Source organism: Fibrobacter succinogenes (genome assembly GCF_902779965.1).
GTDB classification, from domain to species: domain Bacteria; phylum Fibrobacterota; class Fibrobacteria; order Fibrobacterales; family Fibrobacteraceae; genus Fibrobacter; species Fibrobacter succinogenes_F.
On sequence record NZ_CACZDK010000007.1, the window covers coordinates 90,409 to 110,370 of the forward strand.

A 19,962-nucleotide genomic window follows, 5' to 3' on the forward strand; every position below is an offset into this window, starting at 1 on the left:
ATTTTATGCGTGGATTTTTGCCCTTATGCGTGTGCCACACGCCATAGGTGTATATGATCAGATTTTTTCGAAAAAACCTAAAAAATGGAGATAGTCCATGGCAAAAAAGATGATTGCGGTTGATGGTAACGAAGCAACCGCTAACGTCGCCCACAAGTTGAGCGAAGTTATTGCAATTTACCCCATTACCCCGTCCAGCCCGATGGCCGAACATTCCGACAACTGGAGTGCCAAGGGCCAGAAGAATATTTGGGGTCAAGTTCCTCGCGTATTTGAAATGCAGTCCGAAGGTGGTGCCGCTGGTACCGTCCACGGCGCTTTGCAGACTGGTGCCCTGACCACTACGTTCACGGCTTCCCAGGGTCTTCTCTTGATGATCCCGAACATGTACAAGATTGCAGGCGAACTGACACCCGCAGTCTTCCACGTTACAGCTCGTGCTCTTGCTATGCAAGGCCTTTCTATTTTCGGTGACCACTCCGACGTTATGGCTTGCCGCCAGACCGGTTTTGCAATGCTCGCCTCCTCTTGCGTTCAGGAATGCCAGGACCTCGCTCTCGTGGCCCACGCTTCCACGCTCGAAAGCCGCGTCCCGTTCATGCACTTCTTTGACGGCTTCCGCACTTCTCACGAAGTGATGAAGATCGAAGCTCTCGATGAAAACGTCATCCGCGACGTTATCGACGACAAGTACGTCAAGGCTTGCCGTGCACGCGCTATGACACCGGACCGTCCGACCATGCGCGGTACCGCTCAGAACCCGGACGTTTACTTCCAGGGTCGTGAAACCGTGAACCCGTTCTACGCCAAGGTTCCGGAAATTGTCCAGAAGTACATGGACAAGGTTGCAAGCTACACTGGCCGTCAGTACCACATTGTGGACTACGTCGGTGCTGCCGATGCAGAACGCGTCATCATTTCCATGGGTTCTTCTACCTGCACCATCGGTGATACCGTCAAGTACTTGAACTCCAAGGGCGAAAAGGTCGGTCTCGTCAACATCCGCCTCTACCGTCCGTTCCCGATGGAAGCTGTCGTTGCAGCTCTCCCGAAGACAGTCAAGAAGATTGCCGTCCTCGACCGCGTGAAGGAACCGGGTTCCGCAGGCGAACCGCTCTTCCAGGACGCCCTCACTGCTGTTTCCGAAGCAGTCATGGCTGGCAAGATGGCTATGCCGAAGATGATCGGTGGCCGCTACGGTCTTTCTTCCAAGGAATTCACGCCGGCTATGGTCAAGGCCATCTTCGACGAACTCTCCAAGGCTGAACCGAAGGCTCGCTTCACCGTCGGTATCAACGACGACGTTTGCAACACATCCCTCACCATCGACCCGAACTTCAAGCTCGAAAGCGACTTCTTCCAGGCCATGTTCTTCGGTCTCGGTTCTGACGGTACCGTTGGTGCAAACAAGAACTCCATCAAGATTATCGGTAACGAAACCGACAACTACGCTCAGGGTTACTTCGTCTATGACTCCAAGAAGTCCGGCTCCATGACCACCTCTCACCTCCGCTTTGGTAAGAGCATCATCGACGCCCCGTACCTCATTGGCGAAAACGAAGCAGACTTCGTCGCTTGCCACCATACTCCGCATCTCGAATCCGTCGATATGCTCAAGTATGCCAAGGACGGCGCAACGTTCCTCGTGAACACCCCGCACTCCGCTGACACCGTTTGGGATACCTTCCCGCGTCCGGTTCAGGAAGCCATCATCAAGAAGCACCTCAAGGTGTTCGTCATCGACGCATACGCTGTCGCAGCAAAGACTGGCATGGGCCGTCGCATCAACACTGTAATGCAGACCTGCTTCTTCTCCAAGCTCGGTAACGTTCTCGATGCAGAAACTGCTATCAAGTACATCAAGAAGTACGCCGAAAAGACCTACGCCAAGAAGGGCATGGAAGTCGTCCAGAAGAACTGGGACGCTATCGATGCTTCCCTTGCCAACCTCTTCGAAGTCAAGGTTCCGGCCGCTGTCACCAGCACGAAGGAATTCCGCGCTCCGATCCACGGCAACGCTCCGAAGTTCGTGAACGAAGTCACAGCCGAAATCATCAAGGGCAACGGCGAACAGCTCCCGGTCTCCAAGATGCCTGTCGACGGTGTGTTCCCGACCGGTACCACCAAGTACGAAAAGCGCGACCTCGCCCTCAACATCCCGTCCTGGAATCCGGACGCATGCGTACAGTGTGGCAAGTGCGCTATGGTCTGCCCGCACGCAGCTATCCGTCTGAAGGTCGTCGATGAATCCGCCGTGAAGAACGCTCCGGAAGGCTTCAAGTACACTCCGGCCAAGGGCTTCAAGCTCGAAGGTTCCGACAAGCCGGTATTCGCAATCTCCGTTTCTAGCTACGACTGTACGGGTTGCGGCGTTTGTACTCAGGCTTGCATTGGCAAGGACAAGACCGACGCTACCAAGAAGGCTATCAACATGGTTCCGCAGGAACCGATCAAGGAACAGGAAGGCAAGTGCTTCGACTTCTTCGTTGACCTCCCGGAATTTGACCGCACCAAGGTTAACAAGAACCTCGTCAAGCAGGCCATGCTCCTCGAACCGTTGTTCGAATTCTCTGGCTCTTGCGCAGGCTGCGGCGAAACGGCATACGTCCGTCTCGTTTCTCAGCTCTTCGGTGACCGCATGGTCGTCGCAAACGCAACGGGTTGCTCTTCCATTTACGGTGGTAACCTCCCGACCACACCGTGGGCAAAGAACAAGGAAGGCCGCGGTCCGGCTTGGGCAAATAGCTTGTTCGAAGACAACGCTGAATTCGGTCTCGGCATGCGCCTCGCAATCACGAAGCATGCAACCCAGGCTGTAAGCCTCCTCGACGAAGTTGCAGACAAGCTCCCGGCTGATCTCGTTGAAGCTCTCAAGACTCAGAAGCAGGACGACGAAGCCGGCATCCAGGCTCAGCGCGCTAACGTCGCTAAGCTCAAGGAAGCCCTCAAGGATGCAGATTGCGAAAAGGCAATCAGCCTCCGCGACGAATTCGCAGACTACCTCGTCAAGAAGTCCGTGTGGATCATGGGCGGTGACGGTTGGGCATACGATATCGGTTACGGTGGTCTTGACCACGTCATGGCAACCGGTGAAAACGTGAACATCCTCGTTCTCGATACCGAAGTGTACTCCAACACGGGTGGACAGGCCTCCAAGTCCACGAACCGTGGCGCCGTTGCCCTCTTCGCTGCCGCTGGTAAGCGCGCTGGCAAGAAGGACCTCGGCCTTATCGCCATGAGCTACAAGAACGTTTACGTCGGCCGTATCGCCATCGGCGCAAACGATGCTCAGGCTCTCAAGGTGCTCCAGGAAGCAGAAGCTCACAATGGTCCGTCCTTGATCATTGCTTACTGCCCGTGCATCAACCACGGTTTCGACCTCAACAACCAGCTTGCACACCAGAAGATGGCTGTTGATTCCGGTTACTGGACTCTGCTCCGTTACAACCCGGCCCTCGCTGCCGAAGGAAAGGCTCCGCTTATCCTCGACTCCAAGAAGCCGACTATCCCGGTTGCAGAATACATCTACACCGAAAACCGCTTCAAGGCCCTCACTCGCACCAATCCGGAAGTCGCCAAGGCACTCGCCGACGACCTCCAGAAGGAAGTGGATGCCCGCTACGCTTACTACGAAGCCATGAGCCAGAACACGGCTGTGTAGTTTAGACGAAAGAACGGACCTTCGGTCCTATAGACGAGAGACGAAAGAAATTTCGGCTCTCGTTTTTTTTGTTGATGCGTTTTGCATTTTAGAAGCGGGCATCCACGGCCAAGCGAAGGAGGCTACTCTTAAGTAGCCTTCGCAGCGCGGAGCATTCAACGTCACAAGTTCTTATATGCGATAGTTGAATGCGGAGTCTCATACCGATGCCCGCTTCGCATACTACGAAGCCATGAGCCAGAACACGGCTGTATAAAAAGTAGACAGTAGGAAGTAGGCAGTAGACAGGACTTGTCATTGCGAGAAGCCGCCAGGCGACGAAGCAATCCAGTCCTTCACCTCCCTACGAGATACTAAAACGCCCCGTCACGATGAGTGGCGGGGTGTGTTTTTTAGAAGCGGGCATCCACTGCCAAGCGGAGGAGGCTTCTATAAAAGAAGAAACTCATCAACGCAATGAGAACGTGTTGTTTTCCAATTGCGTTGAGCAATATCGAATTTCAAAACCAATGGCTTAGACTCATCATCATTATAGATTACCAATTTTAGGCGGGTTTCATCTCCAAAGATTTTTTGATGTACAAATATCCCTACACCATGGATAGTCTTCATTGTTCGAATATTCGTTGAATCAATTATGACTTCATCCTCTTCCTTAAAAAAAGAACCTAATACCTTTTGGGGGAATACATTCCCATATTTGTTACTATCCAAATAAACATTAATTGATTCAAAGAACCTTTCCGAAATTCCTTCCAGATTCATATCGATTCTTCCGCCAGTACGGCGTATTCGCTCCAATGGATACTCGTATCAAGCGCTTCAGGGCGCACAAAAAACATCTGCCCCACTTTCTCGCGAAGGGTCATCTCGCCGATGTCAAGCGCAGATGAACTTTCGTCCGAAATTTCTACGGATGCCGAGGAAGAATCGTCACCGCACGCGGTGAAAACTAGACTGAAAAAAGTTGCAACCAAAGCCGCAAAAGAAACCTTTAAACAGCACAAGCTAGCTGTGTTAGAGGGGGTATCCATGTCAAAAAGCCTTACGTTCATAATATAAATGCAAGTAAATAAAATCAATTTTACAACAATTCAGAAAAATACGTGATTAAGAACAAATAGGCCGCCAATGCACCCATCATTTTTCATCATATCGACTTGTTTCGCTATTGATTCGATACAGCAGTATCGCGCAGAACATCGGCATCACGTACCCGATATACAATGAAACACCTGGCTTAGAAACTAAAAGATTGTAAAGCCCATGGACCGTCACGGAAAGCGACAACACACCCGCAATACCCGCAAGCGAAAAAGCCTTGTAATTTTTCAGCAGTTGCATACCCTTAGCCAACGCCACCAAAGTCACGATATGCATCACGCCCACAGCCGCGCCGCGCACCAACACATTCGCCAATTGCGGAGCACCCGATGATAAGATGAAGCAGCAATTTTCAAACGTCGCAAATCCGGCCCCAACACCAACAGCACACAACTGGGTATCGTCATCTGATGGATTGAACACGTAAACGCAAAACAACATTGACAGAAGCTTCATGCACTCTTCTATCATCGGAGAAAGGAAAATAGAGGTATCCTCGGCCGTAAAACCGGATATCAATTGAATAAACCCAGAAATATACGCCGACAAGATGCAAACCAACATGCCCGCAAGGAACGAAATCGTCGAACAGCGTGCGCTCCCCCTCGTGAAAAGCAGCGTAATTGCAAGCGGCACCGCGATGCAAATCAGAACATTTTCAGCATAAATCATTGGCAAGTTCCCTTTTCATCGACACATACATCAACGGTAACACCAGAACATTTGAAGAAAAAGCCAAATAATAATAGACGCCAGAAGTCAAAAACATCGAAAGTTCCGTCCACAAAAAGAACGTCAATGTCATAAAGTAATCCTTACTCCGAAAACTTTTAACCCCAAGCCAAGCCATCAAAGCAAACATCACCACAAAAAAAGCCACTTTAATAGACTCAAACAAAAAACCTTTCACATAAAGCAAAGGAATTTGCAAGATCAAAACAGAAACACCCATCACCGCCGCAAGCCACAGCTCCTTCCGAGCCAACACTCCCCTACTCCGCATTCCACGAATCAAGAGCCACAAAAAATAGATGTACGGAATCCCAAACAAAACATCCTGGAGCCATTCGCCAGACCACGCGATCCACAACGCAATATTCACGCCGATAAAAAGAATCGCAAAAACAATCTCCCCAAAAATCTTTTTTTTGTCCTTCAGCACCACATCCAGCCCTGCCGACAAAAGCAGAATCATAGCGCACTCCCCTATTTCATTAGCCGCAATCGGCATGCGCGTATCCGGTTTTAAAACATCATAAGCAATCCAATACATATTGCTCAAAAGAAAACTGGTCATCGCCAACATAAAAAAGAACGGAAGAAACACATTTTTTCCGTTATCCATCAACCGGACGGTTTTTGCAATAATAACAACTAAAACAATTGACTGTAAAATGGTCGTTATTATACCAAACAGAGTCAATCCACTCATTTTAGCCTTCTCCAGCTAAATGCGAATCGCCCATCCGTTCATACGCAATACGCAGAGCCTCTTTCCCCCTCGCCAAAATATTGTACGTCTGCTTTATGCTTTTCTTTATGATTCTGCTAATCTGCTCAGGCTTCATGTTCTCGAAATACAAAAGGAATAACGCATTCCTGTAATCGGCATCGATAGACTTCATCGCACGATACACTTGCGAATCCGTCTCATTTTGCAAAAGCATCCCAATCGGGTGAGAAGCAGCATCAGCTTCGACATTGTTCAAAAAATCACTCGCAGAAGAAACAAACTTGACCTTATTTTTCCTTAGATAAATCAGCGCCTGATTCTTGGCAACCGCAAAAAGCCAAGTTTTGAACGACGCACCGTTTTTTTCCTTATACTTAGCCGTGCCAGAAGCCAAAATGGCAAATGTGTCCATCATCAGCTCTTCGGCGACATCAACATTTTGAACGAAACCATACAGGAACAAAATAAGGCTGTCCCTATACTTATCAAAAATGACCTCAAGAGCATCTTGAGCATCCTGATTCAAAAAACGGACAAACAGCTGTCCATCAATATCCGGCATCTCCCATTTTCCCATCAAGATTATGTTTTCATAACAAAATCTAATTATTTAATTACAACCAACAAGATTGATTCTTAATTTTTACAAAGAAAACGCCGCATATCGTAATGTAAATAAAAATTTATAATAAAATTTTGAGTAAAAACCAGCTTTCTCGCAATTAATAATTTGAAAATTAAAAAACGTTCCTATAGATATTTACACCTCAATAGACGCTTGGGATTTTATCCCAGGCGTTTTCTTGCATTTAAGCAAATACAATATTTATTTACAATAAAAGATCGAGTAAAAAAACTAAATTATGCAATTAATTAAAAAATGAATATTTTAGGAGGAAAACATGAAATACTCAAAAGAAGACGCCTTAAAAGAAATAAAACGACGAGCCGGAATCATCCGACAAAAGCATGACCGAAAGGTAACGAACATTTTGACGACTACAGCAGGCTTTACCCTAATCGCACTTTTTGCCGTAATCGGCATTTTCTCGGGTTCAGCGATTTCCGCAACGCCATCCGCATACGGAGCGTTTATTATTTCTGCGGAATCCGGCGGATACGTACTGACCGCAGTTCTGGGATTTGTTTTGGGCATCGTGGTGACTCTTCTTGTCAAACAATTGAAGAAGAAAAAATAACTCAAGCCAACTTGCATCAACAACCTTTATCGTTTAATAAAACCGAAACTCGGTTTCAGGGTTAAAGAATTTATGCTGAGATCAATCAAAATCCAGCATTTTTTAGTGTCTATTTTTTATAAAATTGCTTTTAAAGCAAGCCAGCTATTTCGTAAACAAAAATTTCAAATAAAATAAAGAGTAAAAACAAGCATTCCTGCAATTAATAAAATGAAGAGCCAAAAGCCTGATAAACACACACAAACAATAGGAGAAATTAAATGCAAGAAGTTACAAATTGCGGCGAATGGATTGTTTATATCGTTACAGATAACTTTTCAAAAAATATAGAACTCGCTTTTGCAAAATTAAACAGCGTTGATAACGGAATCACCTATAAACCGATAGCACAGTTAGCAACACAGCTTGTCGCAGGCGACAACTATACTGTTCTTGCCGAAAAGTCTTCCGTTTGGGAGCCACACGTCAAAAAGAATGTTCTTATAACATTCTACGCAAAATTCGACGCAAAAGAACCGAACGACATTCAAATATTCACGATCGCTCCGCTTAAAGCAGGACAATCAACCGTAGCTATTCCTAACGGTCAGTTAATCAACATTTCAAGACTCATTCCAGTAGTCGACAATGTCCAAGAAGCTCTTGGAGAATGGAAGATCGATGTTAAAACTAAAGACTGGCCTACAGACGTAGACAAAGCTATTGAGCAACTGAACCACCAATATGGAGCAGCCTACAAGCCCATCGCCTATCTTGGTGAACAGCTTGTCCACGGACACAACTACGCCATTCTCGCTGAATTTACCGTTGTACGCATCTGCCCAAGCGTCAGTATAGTTCTTATAATTTTCAATGTTAACGACGGAAAAATCCAAATCGTTTCTATCGAAAATATTATCGAAAGCTACGGATTTGTAAGACCGGGCAGCATAATAATCGCCCCAACAACAAATATTCCTGATGAAGTCATGAACGAATTCAACTCCGTTATGGAACACTTTGTGGGTTCGGACGTCAAGCCTTTCGCATACCTTGGAGATCAAGTTGTATCAGGCATCGACCGTTTCCTCGCTGCCGAAGTAACGGCTGTACATCCAGGCGCAAAGCCAAGGATTGCCTTGGTCGTTATAAACGCAAAGGATAAATCAATCCAGTTTAAATATATTCTTTAGAACCTAACCATAGAACCACTCAATTAAACTACACCACAAAACGCTCAGGATTTAATTCTGGGCGTTTTTATTTTGCGTTTATTTTCATTTGCAATAAAACATCACAAAATCTTATTTAAAAAGATAAAAAAATCACATAACGTAAATAATAATTTTAAATAAATTAATGAGTAATTGTAAAAAAACAAGCAATTAATTATATGAATAACAAGAGAAAATTAAGTTATTCATTATTACAAAAAAAGTGTAATGACTATTGATTATTTTCCCTTAAGATTCAAGACAATTTCAAATAAAATAATTTTAAATTCACAATATAACAAAACAGGAGACCAATTAGAACATGGCAGATCTAGAAACAAATTCTTTAGACGATTCGCATGTCGTTCATTCAAAGCTAAACGCGAAAAGCAATATCAAATGTGCAGATGGCCCACGTCCAGCAGGCTATTGTCATGATGGAAATATCGATCTAGAAAAGACAAATTGGATGTCAAAACTCAACAACAATTTTCGAATGAGTGATTTGTCCCTTCCGGGCACGCACGACACGATGGCTTTTTATGGTGGCGATGCCGTTCAATGTCAATCAGTCAATTTATTGGAACAACTAAATTCAGGCATCCGCGTATTAGACATTCGCTGTCGCCATATTGCAGATATTTTCGCAATCCACCATGGAGTAGTTTTTCAGAACGCTTATTTTGGAGATGTTCTCGACACCGTTCAGGAATTTCTAGAAACGAATCCTTCTGAAACAATTTTCATGCGAATACAAAAAGAGCATAACGAAGAAAAAGTAACTCGTTCATTTGAGGATACATTTAAAATTGCTTATTGGGAACCTCGTTCTAATTTATTCTGGAATCCGAATAAAAGTACTAATAAAACAAATCCCAAATTGTCCGAAACAAGAGGTAAAATCGTAGTCCTTCAAAAATTCGATGCCAAAGGCACCTACGGAGTTCGTTGGCCAGACAATTTCGAAATACAGGATGAATATCACTTAAGCACCAATTGGGATTTGTATGATAAATGGACAAAAGTCAAGGATCATCTGACAAACGCAAATAATTCAGATCCATCTAATCGAAAAACATTCATCAATTTTCTTTCTGGATCGGGAGGATCATTTCCTTATTTTGTAGCCAGTGGTCAATCAAGTCCTGGAACAAACGCACCTCGACTTCTTACAGGTCGAACAACCCCAGGATGGAAAAACAGTTGGGTCGATTTTCCAAGAATCGGCTGTGTCAAAATAGTATTCACAGTATGCTCTATAGCGTTTGAAGGAACAAACATTCTTTCGGCAGAAAGAATAGGAAAAGGGAAAGAATTCAAAAAATATGTCGGAATGATAATGGCCGATTTCCCAGGAAAAGACCTTATCGAAGGCATAATAAGCCTTAATTTTTAGATATCGCTAATAAGTCAAATATTCATTTTTACTTATTACTCCAAAGTCTGTTACTCTAAAGTGAGTGTCAGACTTTTTCGTTTTTACATATTCTGACAGAAATTTTCCACCCCCCGCCCCATTTAAGTTTGTTTTTTTTAACAAAAAATCATTTTTAAGAATGTTTTTTGCAAAAAAAATGGTATTTTATAGGCGATTATTACTAATTCGAATTTACAGAGGAATTTCATGAGCTGGTCATACTCAAGAGAACACCAAAAGAATATCCTTTGCATGATCATGGCTGGCGGTCAAGGGAGCCGCTTGCAGCCCCTCACCCGCGACCGTGCAAAGCCCGCCGTCCACTTTGGTGGAACCTACCGCATTATCGACTTCGTTCTCAACAATTTCATCAACTCCGGCATTTTCAAGATCAAGGTTTTGACGCAGTTCAAGAGCGATTCGCTGAACAAGCACATTTCTGCCGCATGGAACTTGAACGCTAGCCTTGACCAATATGTGGACCTCGTTCCGGCCCAGATGCGTACGGGTGACGAATGGTACCGCGGTACCGCCGACGCCATTTTCCAGAACATCAACTTGATTACCGACGAACGCCCGGATCTCGTAGCGATTTTCGGTGGCGACCACATTTACAAGATGGACATCAACCAGATGATTGATTTCCACCTTTCCCGCGCAGCACTCCTCACGATTGCCGCCATTCCGGTTCCGGTCGAAGAAGCCCGCGAATTCGGTATTATCGAAGTGGATGCCGACAACCGCATGGTGGGTTTCGAAGAAAAGCCGAAGGAACCGAAGCAGATGCCGAGCCGTCCGGGTTGGTGCCTTGCCAGCATGGGTAACTACCTTTTCACGAGCAAGTTCCTCGTGCGTGAACTTTTGAAGGGCGCAAGCTCCGGTGCAACGGACTTCGGCAAGCACATCATTCCGCGCTTGTACAAGGAATATCCGGTTTACGTTTACGACTTCAACACGAACATTGTTCGCGGCGAACAGGCTTCTACCAAGGGTTACTGGCGCGATGTGGGTACGCTCGATGCCTTCTTCGAAGCTAACATGGACCTTTGCTCCGAGAATCCTCCGTTCGACCTGTACAACAACTACTGGCCAATCCGTACGTTCAACTGGAACCAGCCGCCTGCAAGATTCTTTGCCGGCGACAACAACGCACACCAGGGCGCAGCTGTGGATTCCATCGTTTCGGCAGGCTGCATTATCGGTGGCGGTACGGTCGTAAAGAGCATTCTTTCGCCGGGCGTGACCATCCAGAAGGATGCTTTGGTCGAAGAATCTATCCTCTTCCCGAACGTGACGATTGGTCCGGGTGCCAAGGTGCGCCGCGCTATCGTTGAAAAGGGCTTGCATATTCCGGCCGGTTTCCAGATTGGTTACGATTTGGAACGCGACAAGCAGCTCTTCCACGTGACCGAATCCGGCATCGTCGTCCTCGCCAAGGATACAATTATAAAAGCGTAATTTTTTTCAATATTTTTTAACACCAATCCTTGATTATATAATCAAGGATTTTTTTTCATTGCAAAAAAAGCGTCGGCCAAGGCATATTCTTCGCAGTAGCGTGCAAAACGAGAGTCGCGAACGACTACTTGTAGGCGTTCATGACCGAGTGACGCCGCAGACGCCGCAGGCGTCAAAAGCATCAAAGGCGAATGCTGCGGTTGCACTTGTGCAAACATAGCTGAGCCGTAATTGCTGATGCTGAAAGCATCCACTCCGAGCTGGGGAGCTCCCCCATTTTTTCTAAATTTGCTCGCATGAACGAAGAACAAAGCGCAAAATTTTCTCAGAAGTTACAAGATATTGCTAAAGCTCCCAAGTACCGCGGAGCGATTTTCCAGATTGAAGCCGATGAAAAGGGCCTTGCCCTTGTTGACGTCAAGGAAGCAAGCCTCAAAGTCTACTTGATGATTGACCCAGAATGTGACAAGATTCTGGAAACAAGATTTTTCACGTACGGTGGTCCGCTCTTTACCGCCCTTGCCGACTCGTTCTGCCGCAAGATTCAAATGGCAACAGTCGAAGACGCTTGCAAGACTACCGCCGAAAGCCTTGAAGAAGAATTGCGCGACACGCCAAACGTGCGAGCCATCCCGGAAGATGCCGTGGAAATCAAGCAGATGAACAAACTCATCGCGAAAGTTTTAGAGGTCTACCCCGAAAAGAAGGCCACCGCCATTATCGTTCGCGAGAAGATGGAGCGCATCAAGTACCGCACGCAGACTGCCGAAGGCCGTGCCGAAGCAGATACCGAATGGAATGCGCTCACCAAGGCTCAGAAAATTGAAAAAATCGAAGCATGGCTCCACCAGACCGTCCGCGGAACGCTCCAAGGAGACGGTGGCGACATCCAGATTCTCGACCTCACCGACGATAACCGTTTGCAAATCCGCTATCAAGGCGCATGTGCCGGTTGCGGTAGCGCTATGGGCGGCACGCTCTTCTACATCGAAGACGAGCTGAAGAATAACGTCTATTACAACTTGATCGTTGAACCAGAAGATCCGCTCGCCAACATTCCGCAGAATCCGGACTTGCCGGGCTTGGATGACTACAATCCGCCTGCTAGTTTGTTCTAATTGACAGTCGATCGTTATCGGTCGTTGGTCATTGGTTATTAGTTTTATGCCCACCGTGCGTGGGCATTTTTTCTATATTTCCTTCGGAAAAATCCACAAAGGAAATGATATGTCCGAAGAACTCGTTTTGAAATTCGTTGACCCGCAGCCGATGCGCTACGGTGAAAACTCCCACCAGTCTGCCGTGTTCTACCGCGACCCGACCTGCACCGAAGCAAACCTCGCTTCTGCAAAGCAGCTCTGGGGTAAGGAACTCTCCTACAATAACATTGTTGACGCTGACGCCGCCCTCGAAATGGCTCGCGAATTTAGCGATGGCAACGCTGTTGTAATCGTGAAGCACATGAACCCGTGCGGACTTGCAACGGGTGAAACGCTCCGCGAAGCTTTGGAAGCCGCTTGGGCTGGTGATCCGGTATCCGCTTTTGGTTCCGTGATTGCTGTGACCCGCAAGGTTGACCTTAAAACTGCCGAATTCCTCAAGGGCAAGTTCGTTGAAATTTTGCTCGCTCCGGCATTCGATGACGACGCTCTCGAATTCCTCAAGAACAAGTCCAAGGACATTCGCCTCCTCGAAGTCGGCGAAATCAAGAAGGCTACAGCCTGCAAGGTTTACAAGCACGTGATTGGCGGCATGCTCGTCCAGGACCGCGACATCGGTACTTGGGACAAGTTCGAATGCGTCACAAAGGCTCAGTTCCCGAAGAACAAGGAAGACCTCGCCCGCTTCACTTGGCTCGTCACCAAGCATACAAAGTCCAACGCTATCGTAATGTGCTACGAATACAAGCCGGGTTATTTCCAGGTGATGGGTCTTGGCCCGGGCCAGCCAAACCGCATCGACTCGAACCTCCGCCTCTGCCAGCCGCGCGTTCGTGACAACGTAGCTCGCCTCCCGGAAGCAAAGGAATTCTTCGACGAAAACGGCAAGCTCGTGAACGAAGCTGGCCTCAAAGCTCTCGAAAAGAAGGTCTTTGGCGAAGTTGTTATGGGTTCTGACGCCTTCTTCCCGTTCCCAGACAACGTCGAAGCCGCACACGATGCTGGCGTTCGCTACATTGTTCAGCCAGGTGGCTCCAAGAAGGACGACCTTTCCATCGAATCTGCAGACAAGTTCGGCATTGCGATGGTGTTCACCGGAATGCGCCACTTCCGTCACTAATTTACTATAAGGTAAGAATGATTCCAGTTTCTCAAAAAGAAACAAACCAAAGAGAGAAGGACCTCTACTACGCGGTCCTCTCTTTCTTGAAGTCTGTTCGCAAAGCCGGTAAGACAACCGCCAAAGAATGGAACGAGTACCGCTCCAAGTTGACGGGTATTGCGCCATCGCCCGAAATGAGCAAGGCAACCGACATGTGGACAATGGATAACTTGGATCAATTCCAGCCGGACAAGACGCAACTTCCTCCGTTGAATGACATGGAATCCGTTGCAAGAGTTTCGCCCGAGTTTTTGTCGCAGTTGTTGGAGGCTTTGTACTACGGCATGCTAAACTTGACCCAGGCGAACTTGATTTCAGACGAAATTCAAGATGCGGACCCGGAATGCGTAAGCACGGCATCCCTTGAAGAATTGTTGGTCAAGCTCTGGATCGGAAACGCGAAGAGCTACCGGAAAATTGTAGTGAACTAAGCGGCGTTGCCGCAGTGATTAGTAAACAGTGATTAGTAAACAGGATCGCAGAAATCAAGATGTTTTTTGCTATTTCTAACCACTAACCACTAATCACCAACCACTAATTACTGAAAGTTATGAGCAATAGAGTACGTGTTATTGGTGGCGGTCTTGCGGGCTGCGAAGCGGCACTTCAATTGGCAAGCCGTGGTTTTCAAGTTGATTTGTACGAAATGCGCCCCAACAGGCAGACGCCAGCACACAGGGACGGACACCTCGCCCAACTCGTCTGTTCAAACAGTTTCAAGGCTTTGGGCATTACAAGCGCTCACGGCCTTTTAAAAGCGGAACTTACGATGCTCGGAAGCTTTTTGCTGGAATGCGCGCGCGAAGCAGCAGTCCCCGCAGGCGATTCCCTGACCGTAAACCGCGACATTTTTAGCGAACTTGTCGAAAAGAAGATTGCAGAATTTCCGAACATTACGCTGCACCGCGAAGAAGTAACGAGTCTCGAAGGCGATTGCCCGACGCTTGTTGCCGCGGGACCTTTGGCAAGCGACACCCTCGCCGATGATATTTTCAAGCGCCTTGGCAGCAACCGCCTGCATTTCTTTGATGCTATTGCGCCAGTGGTCGAAACAGACAGCATCGACTTTGATCACGCCTTCTACCGCAACCGCTGGGAAAAAGGCGAAACCGCAGACTTTATCAACTGCCCGCTCGACAAGGAAACTTATACTGAATTTGTGCGCAAGCTCTGCGAAGCCGAAGCTACGGAACCTCGCCCGTTCGAGAAGAAAGAACTTTTTGAAGGTTGCCTCCCTGTCGAAGAAATGGCGCGTCGTGGCTACGAAACTCTCCGCCACGGGCCCATGCGCCCGATAGGGCTTGGGCTTGGAAACAACGGCCATTTGTGGTACGCCGTGATCCAGCTCCGTGCCGAAAACAAGCAGAAGACGTTGTTCAACATGGTCGGTTTCCAGACGCGCCTCAAGTGGGGCACGCAAAAGGAAATTTTCACCATGGTGCCCGCTCTGCGTAACGCCAAATTCGCGCGTCTCGGCTGCATGCACCGCAACACGTTCATCGAATCGCCAAAGTTTCTCGATAAAACGCTTCGCCTGCGCCCGGAACTCGATTGCGCGAAGGGCATTCCGCCGACATGGTTCGCAGGCCAAATTACAGGTTCCGAAGGCTACACCGAAGCGGTAGCTACAGGCTGGTATGCCGCCTGGAACATGGCGCAAACAATTTTGCACGGACACTCCGACCCGCTCCCGGAAGAGAGCTGCATTGGCGCACTTATGAACCGCCTTGTCGAAGAAAACGAGGACTTCCAGCCGATGAACTTCAACTTCGGCCTCCTCCCCCACCAAGACGGCCTCAAGAAAAAGAACAAAAAAGAAATCCTCGCGGCAAACGCAGAACGCGCTGTCCGCGAATGGATTGCCGCCCGTAACATGGCATAAAATATGCGTAACGAGATCAAACAAGCGATTTTGCAGCAAGAGCTGAAAGATGGAGAAATGCTCCCATCCGTACGCAAGCTGATGAAAACGTTTGGCGTCTCGTCGGGAACCATTCAGGGCGTGCTCAAGCAACTCTCTGAAGAAAGTCTCATTTACAGCATCCGAGGCAAGGGATTTTTCTGGGGCAAGGCCCCTGACGCCAACGACCTTGCGCAAAAACTTTCGAAAACGGTCCATCACGAAACAGTCATCGAGCGACTCGAAAGAGAATTTTCTACGGACTGGGAAAAGGGATTTCTCGATCCGAACAAGAATTTGCCTTTGGCCAAGGAACTTTCCGATCGCTACAACGTTTCTCAAACGATTCTCCGCAAGTTCTTGATTCATAAGGTCAATCAGGGAATTCTCGTCCGCAGAGGGCGTTTGTACGCATTCGCCTCCCCGCACAAAACGAAAACGGTCAAGAACTTTAGCGAGATTTTGTTTGTCACTCGATGCAATTCGTGGGGCGGCTTTACCGCCGAAAGCGAACGCGAGCTCGACTTTTTACGTTTAGTTTATCAGACCGCCGGCGAGCAGCATTTCAAACTCATTTTGCTCGGCATCAACGAAGAGAGCGGAAAACTCATCGACCGCAGCGGAAAAGTCTGCCGCCTGACGGATTATCCGAATGCCATCGGAGCTGTGCTCTCGACATTGCTTGTGCAAAATCCGCATGCGCTTTTGCAACTTTTTTACGGTGTGAAGTATCCCGTCTCTGTGTGGTGGGAACACCCGCTGCCAAACATCCCGCCACGCTTTTTAAGCAAAAATAATTGGGCGTTTTTCAACTCGACTTTCGGCGAAATTCCAGGCCAGCAAATGGGCAAATACCTTTTGCAAAAAGGATTCAAGAAGGTCTGCTATTTTTCGCCGTACCACAACAGTTCATGGTCCAAAGACCGCTTGACTGGACTCAAAAATTCAGGACTCGAAGTTCTTGAATTTACCGACGATGAATACGCAAGCCCGTGGGATTACAAGGAAATCGCAAGAGCAAAAGTTTCAAGACTTTCCGTCGAAATATATGCGCGCAACCTTGTCAAGAAAAAACTTTTGCAATTTGTACAGAACGTCCCGCCGGATTGCAACTGCTGGGTTTGCGTCAATGACGAAGTTGCAGGGCTTTTCAGCGAAATAAGCGATGAGGGCAATTGCATTTTGCCCGGTGAAAAGACCGACCCGAACGTACTCGGATTCGATAACTCCGCCGAAAGCTACTTGTTGCGCATCGCATCTTACGACTTCAACACCAGCGCGCTTATCAAGCAGATATTCTACTACATCGAAAATCCCGATGGCTTCGGGAATAAAAAACGCCTGCACCAAATTCTGGGGCAGGTCGTTGAGAAGTAGGTTTGGGCTATGGGGTATGGGCACGGGTGCTAATGCACCCCATACCTCAAAGTGAGCCTCCGGCGAACGCGCTCAAAGCGACCACCGGGAGCGAGTTCATAGCTATACGTTCTTATTCACAATAATCGTCTTGGCTTCGAAGGTTTCACGGTCAATCCACTTGACCATCAAGGAGACCTTGTTGTCAACGTTCAGAGCGTCCCAGTAAGCCTTGAGCGTTTCTTCGGCACTGTCAAAAATCGGCATGAGTTTCGGGAAACCGTTGAAAGACGGAATCGGCTTGCCGTCCGTTTCGTACGTGCTGATGAAGTGACCGAGACCCGGGAGAGCCTTTTCGAATTCAAACGTCATGCGTTCGCAGCCAGCATCTTCGCTGTTGTTGCGGCTCTTGAGAATGGAGAGCTTGTAGATAGCCGGTTCAGCATTCTTGTAGTGGATGCCGGAAATACGCGGCGTGAAGTTCGGGGCATCGTCTTCGTACTGACGAGTGCGGAGAGCGCTTTCGAACGTACCACCAAGCTTGATAGCATTGTAAATCGTGTCCGTCTGGTCGCCGTTCGTGATAATCTGCACGTCCTTCGTATGGCGAGCCGGATAGTAAATGATGAGGTGTGGGTCCGTGAGCTTCGATTCGTCGAAAGCCTTGGTCTTCATAAAACCAGTGTCGGCTTCGATTTCAAACACGCGGTTGCGGCTGTTCACGCTACGGCCCATGATCCAGTAAACCTGCACGTAGGACTTGCCATCGGCACTCGTGCCAAGCACAATGCCACGGCCCGGGTACGGGTTCTTGGAGAGGTCGTTGAAATTCTGTTTTGCTTCTTCTGTGTAATTCATAGTTATTAGTTACTAGTTAATAGTTATTAGTTACTAGTAAATCTAGAAATGAAATTCTAGTAACTAGCAACTTCTAACTCATAACTACCTTTTTGGATTGTAATTATTCATCAGGACCATCGCAAGGGTCACGCAGAACATGATAACGCTACCCACAACCACCTGCTGTTTGTGATCGTATTCGCGCTTAACGTAAGTCGGATTTTCTTCGTTCAGTTCCTGCAAGGTCGGGCCTTGCTTTAACTTGGTACTGTCGATGCCGAACACCTTCTCAATCTGTTCGTCAGTCATGTTGAGCGTACTCGTGTGAGTGCTATCGTACCTGTCGAGTTTATCGGCTGCAAAAGATGGAGCGGCAAAAAAGAGTGCAAACGCCAAGACAAGGATGGTCCCCAAAGAACCACCCTGGATTGCCACGCCCTTATGCGGCACGCAATGACGATTTCTCGAATTCGAAAAAAACACTCTTTCGTCTCTCGTCTGTAGCCCGCCGTAGCGGGCATTCCCTCGTCTTATTACCCTTCCTTAGCGAGTTTGTCAAGAATCTGATTTACGAGACCCGGGTTAGCCTTGCCGCCGGACTTGCGCATGGTCATGCCGACCAAGAAGCCCTTGAGTGCAACCTTACCAGCCTTGAATTCAGCGAACTGGGCGGCGTTAGCAGCGCAGACTTCACGAACCACAGCTTCGATAGCGGCGGTGTCGGTCACCTGCACAAGGCCCTTTTCCTTCACGATCGTTTCCGGATCCTTGCCCGTTTCGAACATTTCGGCAAACACGGTCTTTGCAATCTTACCGTTGATGGTGTTGTCTGCAATGAGGTTCACGAGAGCGCAGAGCTGTTCCGGCTTGATCTTGAGAGCGGAGAGACCACCTTCGAGGTCCTTCATCTTGGCGAGGAGTTCCGTGATGACCCAGTTAGCAAGCACCTTGCCGTTCTTGCAGTTCTTGGCGGCGGTGTCGTACCATTCGCTCACGTCGCGATCTTCGGTCAGTACCTGGGCGTCGTATTCAGAAACACCGAAGTCCTTCATGAAGCGTTCACGGCGGGCATCCGGCAGTTCCGGAAGCGTGCGGCGGATTTCATCAACAAATGCCGGATCGGTCACAAGGCGAACCATGTCCGGTTCCGGGAAGTACTTGTAGTCGTGTGCGTCTTCCTTACTGCGGATCACAATCGTCTTGTCGGCGTTGGGGTCGTAACGCTTGGTGCACTGTTCGACTTCCTTGCCAGCATCGAGCGTCGATGCCTGGAGGTTCATTTCGCAGTAGAGAGCCTTTTCGAGGTTCGTGAAGCTGTTCAAATTCTTGATTTCGGCGCGGATACCGAACGGAGCGTCTTCGGATGCGCGGAGAGAAATGTTACCGTCGCAGCGCATGTTGCCGTTTTCCATGTTGGCGTTGGAAACACGCGTATATTCGAGCGTCTGCTTAATCTTCTTCAAGACGAGCACGGCTTCTTCCGGGCTACGGATGTCCGGTTCGGTCACGATTTCGCAAAGCGGCGTGCCGCAGCGGTTTGCGTCGAAATGGCTCTGGGACGGGCTCATGTCATGGATGAGCTTACCGGCGTCTTCTTCCATATGGATACGGGTAATGCCCACGCGCTTCTTGGTGCCGTCGGCCTTCACAATTTCGAGCCAGCCGTTCTTGCAAATCGGATGGTCATACACCGGAAGTCCACCCGTCTGCGTAATCTGGTAACCCTTCGGAAGGTCCGGGTAGAAATAGTTCTTACGAGTCCACATGGCGTTCAAATCGATTTCGCAGTTGAGAGCGAGACCCAAGCGAATGGCATATTCCACAGCCTTCTTGTTCGGCACCGGCATTGCACCCGGCATACCGAGGCAAACAGGGCAAACGTGCTTGTTCGGGCTTGTGTTCACTTCAATCTCGCAGCCACAGAACATCTTTGTCTTAGTGGCGAGCTGGCAATGGATTTCGAGACCAATAACAGGACAGTAATTAGACATGTTAAACTCCAATAAATTTTACGCGGAAAAGATAGAAAAAGTAGGAAGTAGGAAGTAGGAAGTAGGAA

Annotated in this window: 19 protein-coding genes; 10 read left to right on the plus strand and 9 right to left on the minus strand. The window is 48.1% G+C overall.

What is annotated here, in order from left to right; all coding sequences use genetic code 11:
• Positions 1 to 97: 97 nt before the first annotated feature.
• Positions 98 to 3,661 (plus strand): pyruvate:ferredoxin (flavodoxin) oxidoreductase, encoded by a 3,564-nt coding sequence (nifJ, locus tag HUF13_RS05305; RefSeq protein ID WP_173474157.1) that lies wholly within the window; start codon positions 98 to 100, stop codon positions 3,659 to 3,661.
• Positions 3,662 to 4,090: 429 nt separating this feature from the next.
• Here nifJ and HUF13_RS05310 read toward each other — a convergent pair whose 3' ends face one another.
• The 5 genes from HUF13_RS05310 to HUF13_RS05330 all read right to left on the minus strand — a co-directional run bounded on the left by HUF13_RS05310 (position 4,091) and on the right by HUF13_RS05330 (position 6,795).
• The gene (locus HUF13_RS05310) at positions 4,091 to 4,426 is read right to left on the minus strand and encodes a hypothetical protein (protein ID WP_173474158.1); all 336 of its coding nucleotides are present in this window, start codon (positions 4,424 to 4,426) and stop codon (positions 4,091 to 4,093) included.
• Positions 4,423 to 4,695, minus strand: coding sequence for a hypothetical protein (locus HUF13_RS17265; RefSeq protein ID WP_304038842.1), 273 nt, complete (start codon positions 4,693 to 4,695; stop codon positions 4,423 to 4,425). Before HUF13_RS17265 ends, HUF13_RS05310 begins: the two co-directional genes overlap by 4 nt.
• A gap of 106 nt (positions 4,696 to 4,801) precedes the next feature.
• Entirely contained in the window at positions 4,802 to 5,437 is a 636-nt protein-coding gene (locus HUF13_RS05320) for a PrsW family glutamic-type intramembrane protease (protein WP_173474159.1), read from the minus strand.
• A complete protein-coding gene (locus tag HUF13_RS05325) occupies positions 5,424 to 6,197 on the minus strand; it encodes a hypothetical protein (protein ID WP_173474160.1) in 774 nt (257 codons plus the stop codon). Before HUF13_RS05325 ends, HUF13_RS05320 begins: the two co-directional genes overlap by 14 nt.
• 1 nt (position 6,198) lies before the next feature.
• On the minus strand, positions 6,199 to 6,795 hold the full coding sequence (locus HUF13_RS05330; protein ID WP_304038846.1) for an RNA polymerase sigma factor: 597 nt from the start codon (positions 6,793 to 6,795) through the stop codon (positions 6,199 to 6,201).
• A gap of 325 nt (positions 6,796 to 7,120) precedes the next feature.
• On the opposite strand from HUF13_RS05330, the gene HUF13_RS05335 reads away from it, so the two are divergent.
• The 4 genes from HUF13_RS05335 to glgC all read left to right on the plus strand — a co-directional run bounded on the left by HUF13_RS05335 (position 7,121) and on the right by glgC (position 11,485).
• Positions 7,121 to 7,417 carry a hypothetical protein gene (locus tag HUF13_RS05335; RefSeq protein WP_173474162.1) on the plus strand — a complete coding sequence of 99 codons (297 nt, stop codon included), beginning with the start codon at positions 7,121 to 7,123 and terminating at the stop codon, positions 7,415 to 7,417.
• A gap of 260 nt (positions 7,418 to 7,677) precedes the next feature.
• A complete protein-coding gene (locus HUF13_RS05340; protein WP_173474163.1) occupies positions 7,678 to 8,589 on the plus strand; it encodes a hypothetical protein in 912 nt (303 codons plus the stop codon).
• Positions 8,590 to 8,932: 343 nt separating this feature from the next.
• Positions 8,933 to 10,006 carry a phosphatidylinositol-specific phospholipase C gene (locus tag HUF13_RS05345; RefSeq protein ID WP_173474164.1) on the plus strand — a complete coding sequence of 358 codons (1,074 nt, stop codon included), beginning with the start codon at positions 8,933 to 8,935 and terminating at the stop codon, positions 10,004 to 10,006.
• A 228-nt stretch (positions 10,007 to 10,234) separates the two neighbouring features.
• Positions 10,235 to 11,485, plus strand: a complete 1,251-nt coding sequence (gene glgC, locus HUF13_RS05350; protein WP_072828879.1) for a glucose-1-phosphate adenylyltransferase — start codon at positions 10,235 to 10,237, stop codon at positions 11,483 to 11,485.
• A 41-nt stretch (positions 11,486 to 11,526) separates the two neighbouring features.
• Here glgC and HUF13_RS05355 read toward each other — a convergent pair whose 3' ends face one another.
• Positions 11,527 to 11,703 carry a hypothetical protein gene (locus HUF13_RS05355; protein WP_173474165.1) on the minus strand — a complete coding sequence of 59 codons (177 nt, stop codon included), beginning with the start codon at positions 11,701 to 11,703 and terminating at the stop codon, positions 11,527 to 11,529.
• Between the two features lie 78 nt (positions 11,704 to 11,781).
• Here HUF13_RS05355 and HUF13_RS05360 point away from each other — a divergent pair, with 78 nt between their 5' ends.
• The 5 genes from HUF13_RS05360 to HUF13_RS05380 all read left to right on the plus strand — a co-directional run bounded on the left by HUF13_RS05360 (position 11,782) and on the right by HUF13_RS05380 (position 17,084).
• Entirely contained in the window at positions 11,782 to 12,603 is an 822-nt protein-coding gene (locus tag HUF13_RS05360; RefSeq protein ID WP_173474166.1) for a NifU family protein, read from the plus strand.
• Between the two features lie 109 nt (positions 12,604 to 12,712).
• Positions 12,713 to 13,765 (plus strand): IMP cyclohydrolase, encoded by a 1,053-nt coding sequence (locus HUF13_RS05365; RefSeq protein ID WP_173474167.1) that lies wholly within the window; start codon positions 12,713 to 12,715, stop codon positions 13,763 to 13,765.
• Between the two features lie 17 nt (positions 13,766 to 13,782).
• Positions 13,783 to 14,238 (plus strand): hypothetical protein, encoded by a 456-nt coding sequence (locus HUF13_RS05370; protein WP_072828910.1) that lies wholly within the window; start codon positions 13,783 to 13,785, stop codon positions 14,236 to 14,238.
• A 119-nt stretch (positions 14,239 to 14,357) separates the two neighbouring features.
• Positions 14,358 to 15,689 carry a methylenetetrahydrofolate--tRNA-(uracil(54)-C(5))-methyltransferase (FADH(2)-oxidizing) TrmFO gene (trmFO, locus tag HUF13_RS05375; protein ID WP_173474168.1) on the plus strand — a complete coding sequence of 444 codons (1,332 nt, stop codon included), beginning with the start codon at positions 14,358 to 14,360 and terminating at the stop codon, positions 15,687 to 15,689.
• 3 nt (positions 15,690 to 15,692) lie between these two features.
• Positions 15,693 to 17,084: a GntR family transcriptional regulator gene (locus tag HUF13_RS05380; RefSeq protein WP_173474169.1), complete on the plus strand. Its 1,392-nt coding sequence runs from the start codon at positions 15,693 to 15,695 to the stop codon at positions 17,082 to 17,084.
• A gap of 102 nt (positions 17,085 to 17,186) precedes the next feature.
• On the opposite strand, the gene HUF13_RS05385 is transcribed toward HUF13_RS05380, so the two are convergent.
• The 3 genes from HUF13_RS05385 to gatB form a co-directional block, all read right to left on the minus strand.
• Entirely contained in the window at positions 17,187 to 17,921 is a 735-nt protein-coding gene (locus tag HUF13_RS05385; RefSeq protein WP_173474170.1) for an IMP cyclohydrolase, read from the minus strand.
• A gap of 84 nt (positions 17,922 to 18,005) precedes the next feature.
• Complete coding sequence (locus tag HUF13_RS05390) at positions 18,006 to 18,386, minus strand: hypothetical protein (RefSeq protein WP_304038843.1); 381 nt, start codon at positions 18,384 to 18,386, stop codon at positions 18,006 to 18,008.
• A 50-nt stretch (positions 18,387 to 18,436) separates the two neighbouring features.
• Positions 18,437 to 19,894, minus strand: coding sequence for an Asp-tRNA(Asn)/Glu-tRNA(Gln) amidotransferase subunit GatB (gatB, locus tag HUF13_RS05395; protein ID WP_173474171.1), 1,458 nt, complete (start codon positions 19,892 to 19,894; stop codon positions 18,437 to 18,439).
• Positions 19,895 to 19,962: the final 68 nt, after the last annotated feature.

Excerpts from the sequence above, each read along its gene's own strand:
- HUF13_RS05330 (WP_304038846.1), bottom strand. The coding sequence starts at position 6,795 with ATGGGAAAATGGGAGATGCCGGATATTGATGGACAGCTGTTTGTCCGT.
- HUF13_RS05380 (WP_173474169.1), top strand. The coding sequence starts at position 15,693 with ATGCGTAACGAGATCAAACAAGCGATTTTGCAGCAAGAGCTGAAAGAT.
- HUF13_RS05355 (WP_173474165.1), bottom strand. The coding sequence starts at position 11,703 with ATGTTTGCACAAGTGCAACCGCAGCATTCGCCTTTGATGCTTTTGACG.
- HUF13_RS05310 (WP_173474158.1), bottom strand. The coding sequence starts at position 4,426 with ATGAATCTGGAAGGAATTTCGGAAAGGTTCTTTGAATCAATTAATGTT.
- gatB (WP_173474171.1), bottom strand. The coding sequence starts at position 19,894 with ATGTCTAATTACTGTCCTGTTATTGGTCTCGAAATCCATTGCCAGCTC.
- nifJ (WP_173474157.1), top strand. The coding sequence starts at position 98 with ATGGCAAAAAAGATGATTGCGGTTGATGGTAACGAAGCAACCGCTAAC.
- HUF13_RS05335 (WP_173474162.1), top strand. The coding sequence starts at position 7,121 with ATGAAATACTCAAAAGAAGACGCCTTAAAAGAAATAAAACGACGAGCC.
- HUF13_RS05345 (WP_173474164.1), top strand. The coding sequence starts at position 8,933 with ATGGCAGATCTAGAAACAAATTCTTTAGACGATTCGCATGTCGTTCAT.
- HUF13_RS05360 (WP_173474166.1), top strand. The coding sequence starts at position 11,782 with ATGAACGAAGAACAAAGCGCAAAATTTTCTCAGAAGTTACAAGATATT.
- trmFO (WP_173474168.1), top strand. The coding sequence starts at position 14,358 with ATGAGCAATAGAGTACGTGTTATTGGTGGCGGTCTTGCGGGCTGCGAA.
- HUF13_RS05370 (WP_072828910.1), top strand. The coding sequence starts at position 13,783 with ATGATTCCAGTTTCTCAAAAAGAAACAAACCAAAGAGAGAAGGACCTC.
- HUF13_RS05320 (WP_173474159.1), bottom strand. The coding sequence starts at position 5,437 with ATGATTTATGCTGAAAATGTTCTGATTTGCATCGCGGTGCCGCTTGCA.
- HUF13_RS05340 (WP_173474163.1), top strand. The coding sequence starts at position 7,678 with ATGCAAGAAGTTACAAATTGCGGCGAATGGATTGTTTATATCGTTACA.
- HUF13_RS05385 (WP_173474170.1), bottom strand. The coding sequence starts at position 17,921 with ATGAATTACACAGAAGAAGCAAAACAGAATTTCAACGACCTCTCCAAG.
- HUF13_RS05365 (WP_173474167.1), top strand. The coding sequence starts at position 12,713 with ATGTCCGAAGAACTCGTTTTGAAATTCGTTGACCCGCAGCCGATGCGC.
- HUF13_RS17265 (WP_304038842.1), bottom strand. The coding sequence starts at position 4,695 with ATGGATACCCCCTCTAACACAGCTAGCTTGTGCTGTTTAAAGGTTTCT.
- glgC (WP_072828879.1), top strand. The coding sequence starts at position 10,235 with ATGAGCTGGTCATACTCAAGAGAACACCAAAAGAATATCCTTTGCATG.
- HUF13_RS05325 (WP_173474160.1), bottom strand. The coding sequence starts at position 6,197 with ATGAGTGGATTGACTCTGTTTGGTATAATAACGACCATTTTACAGTCA.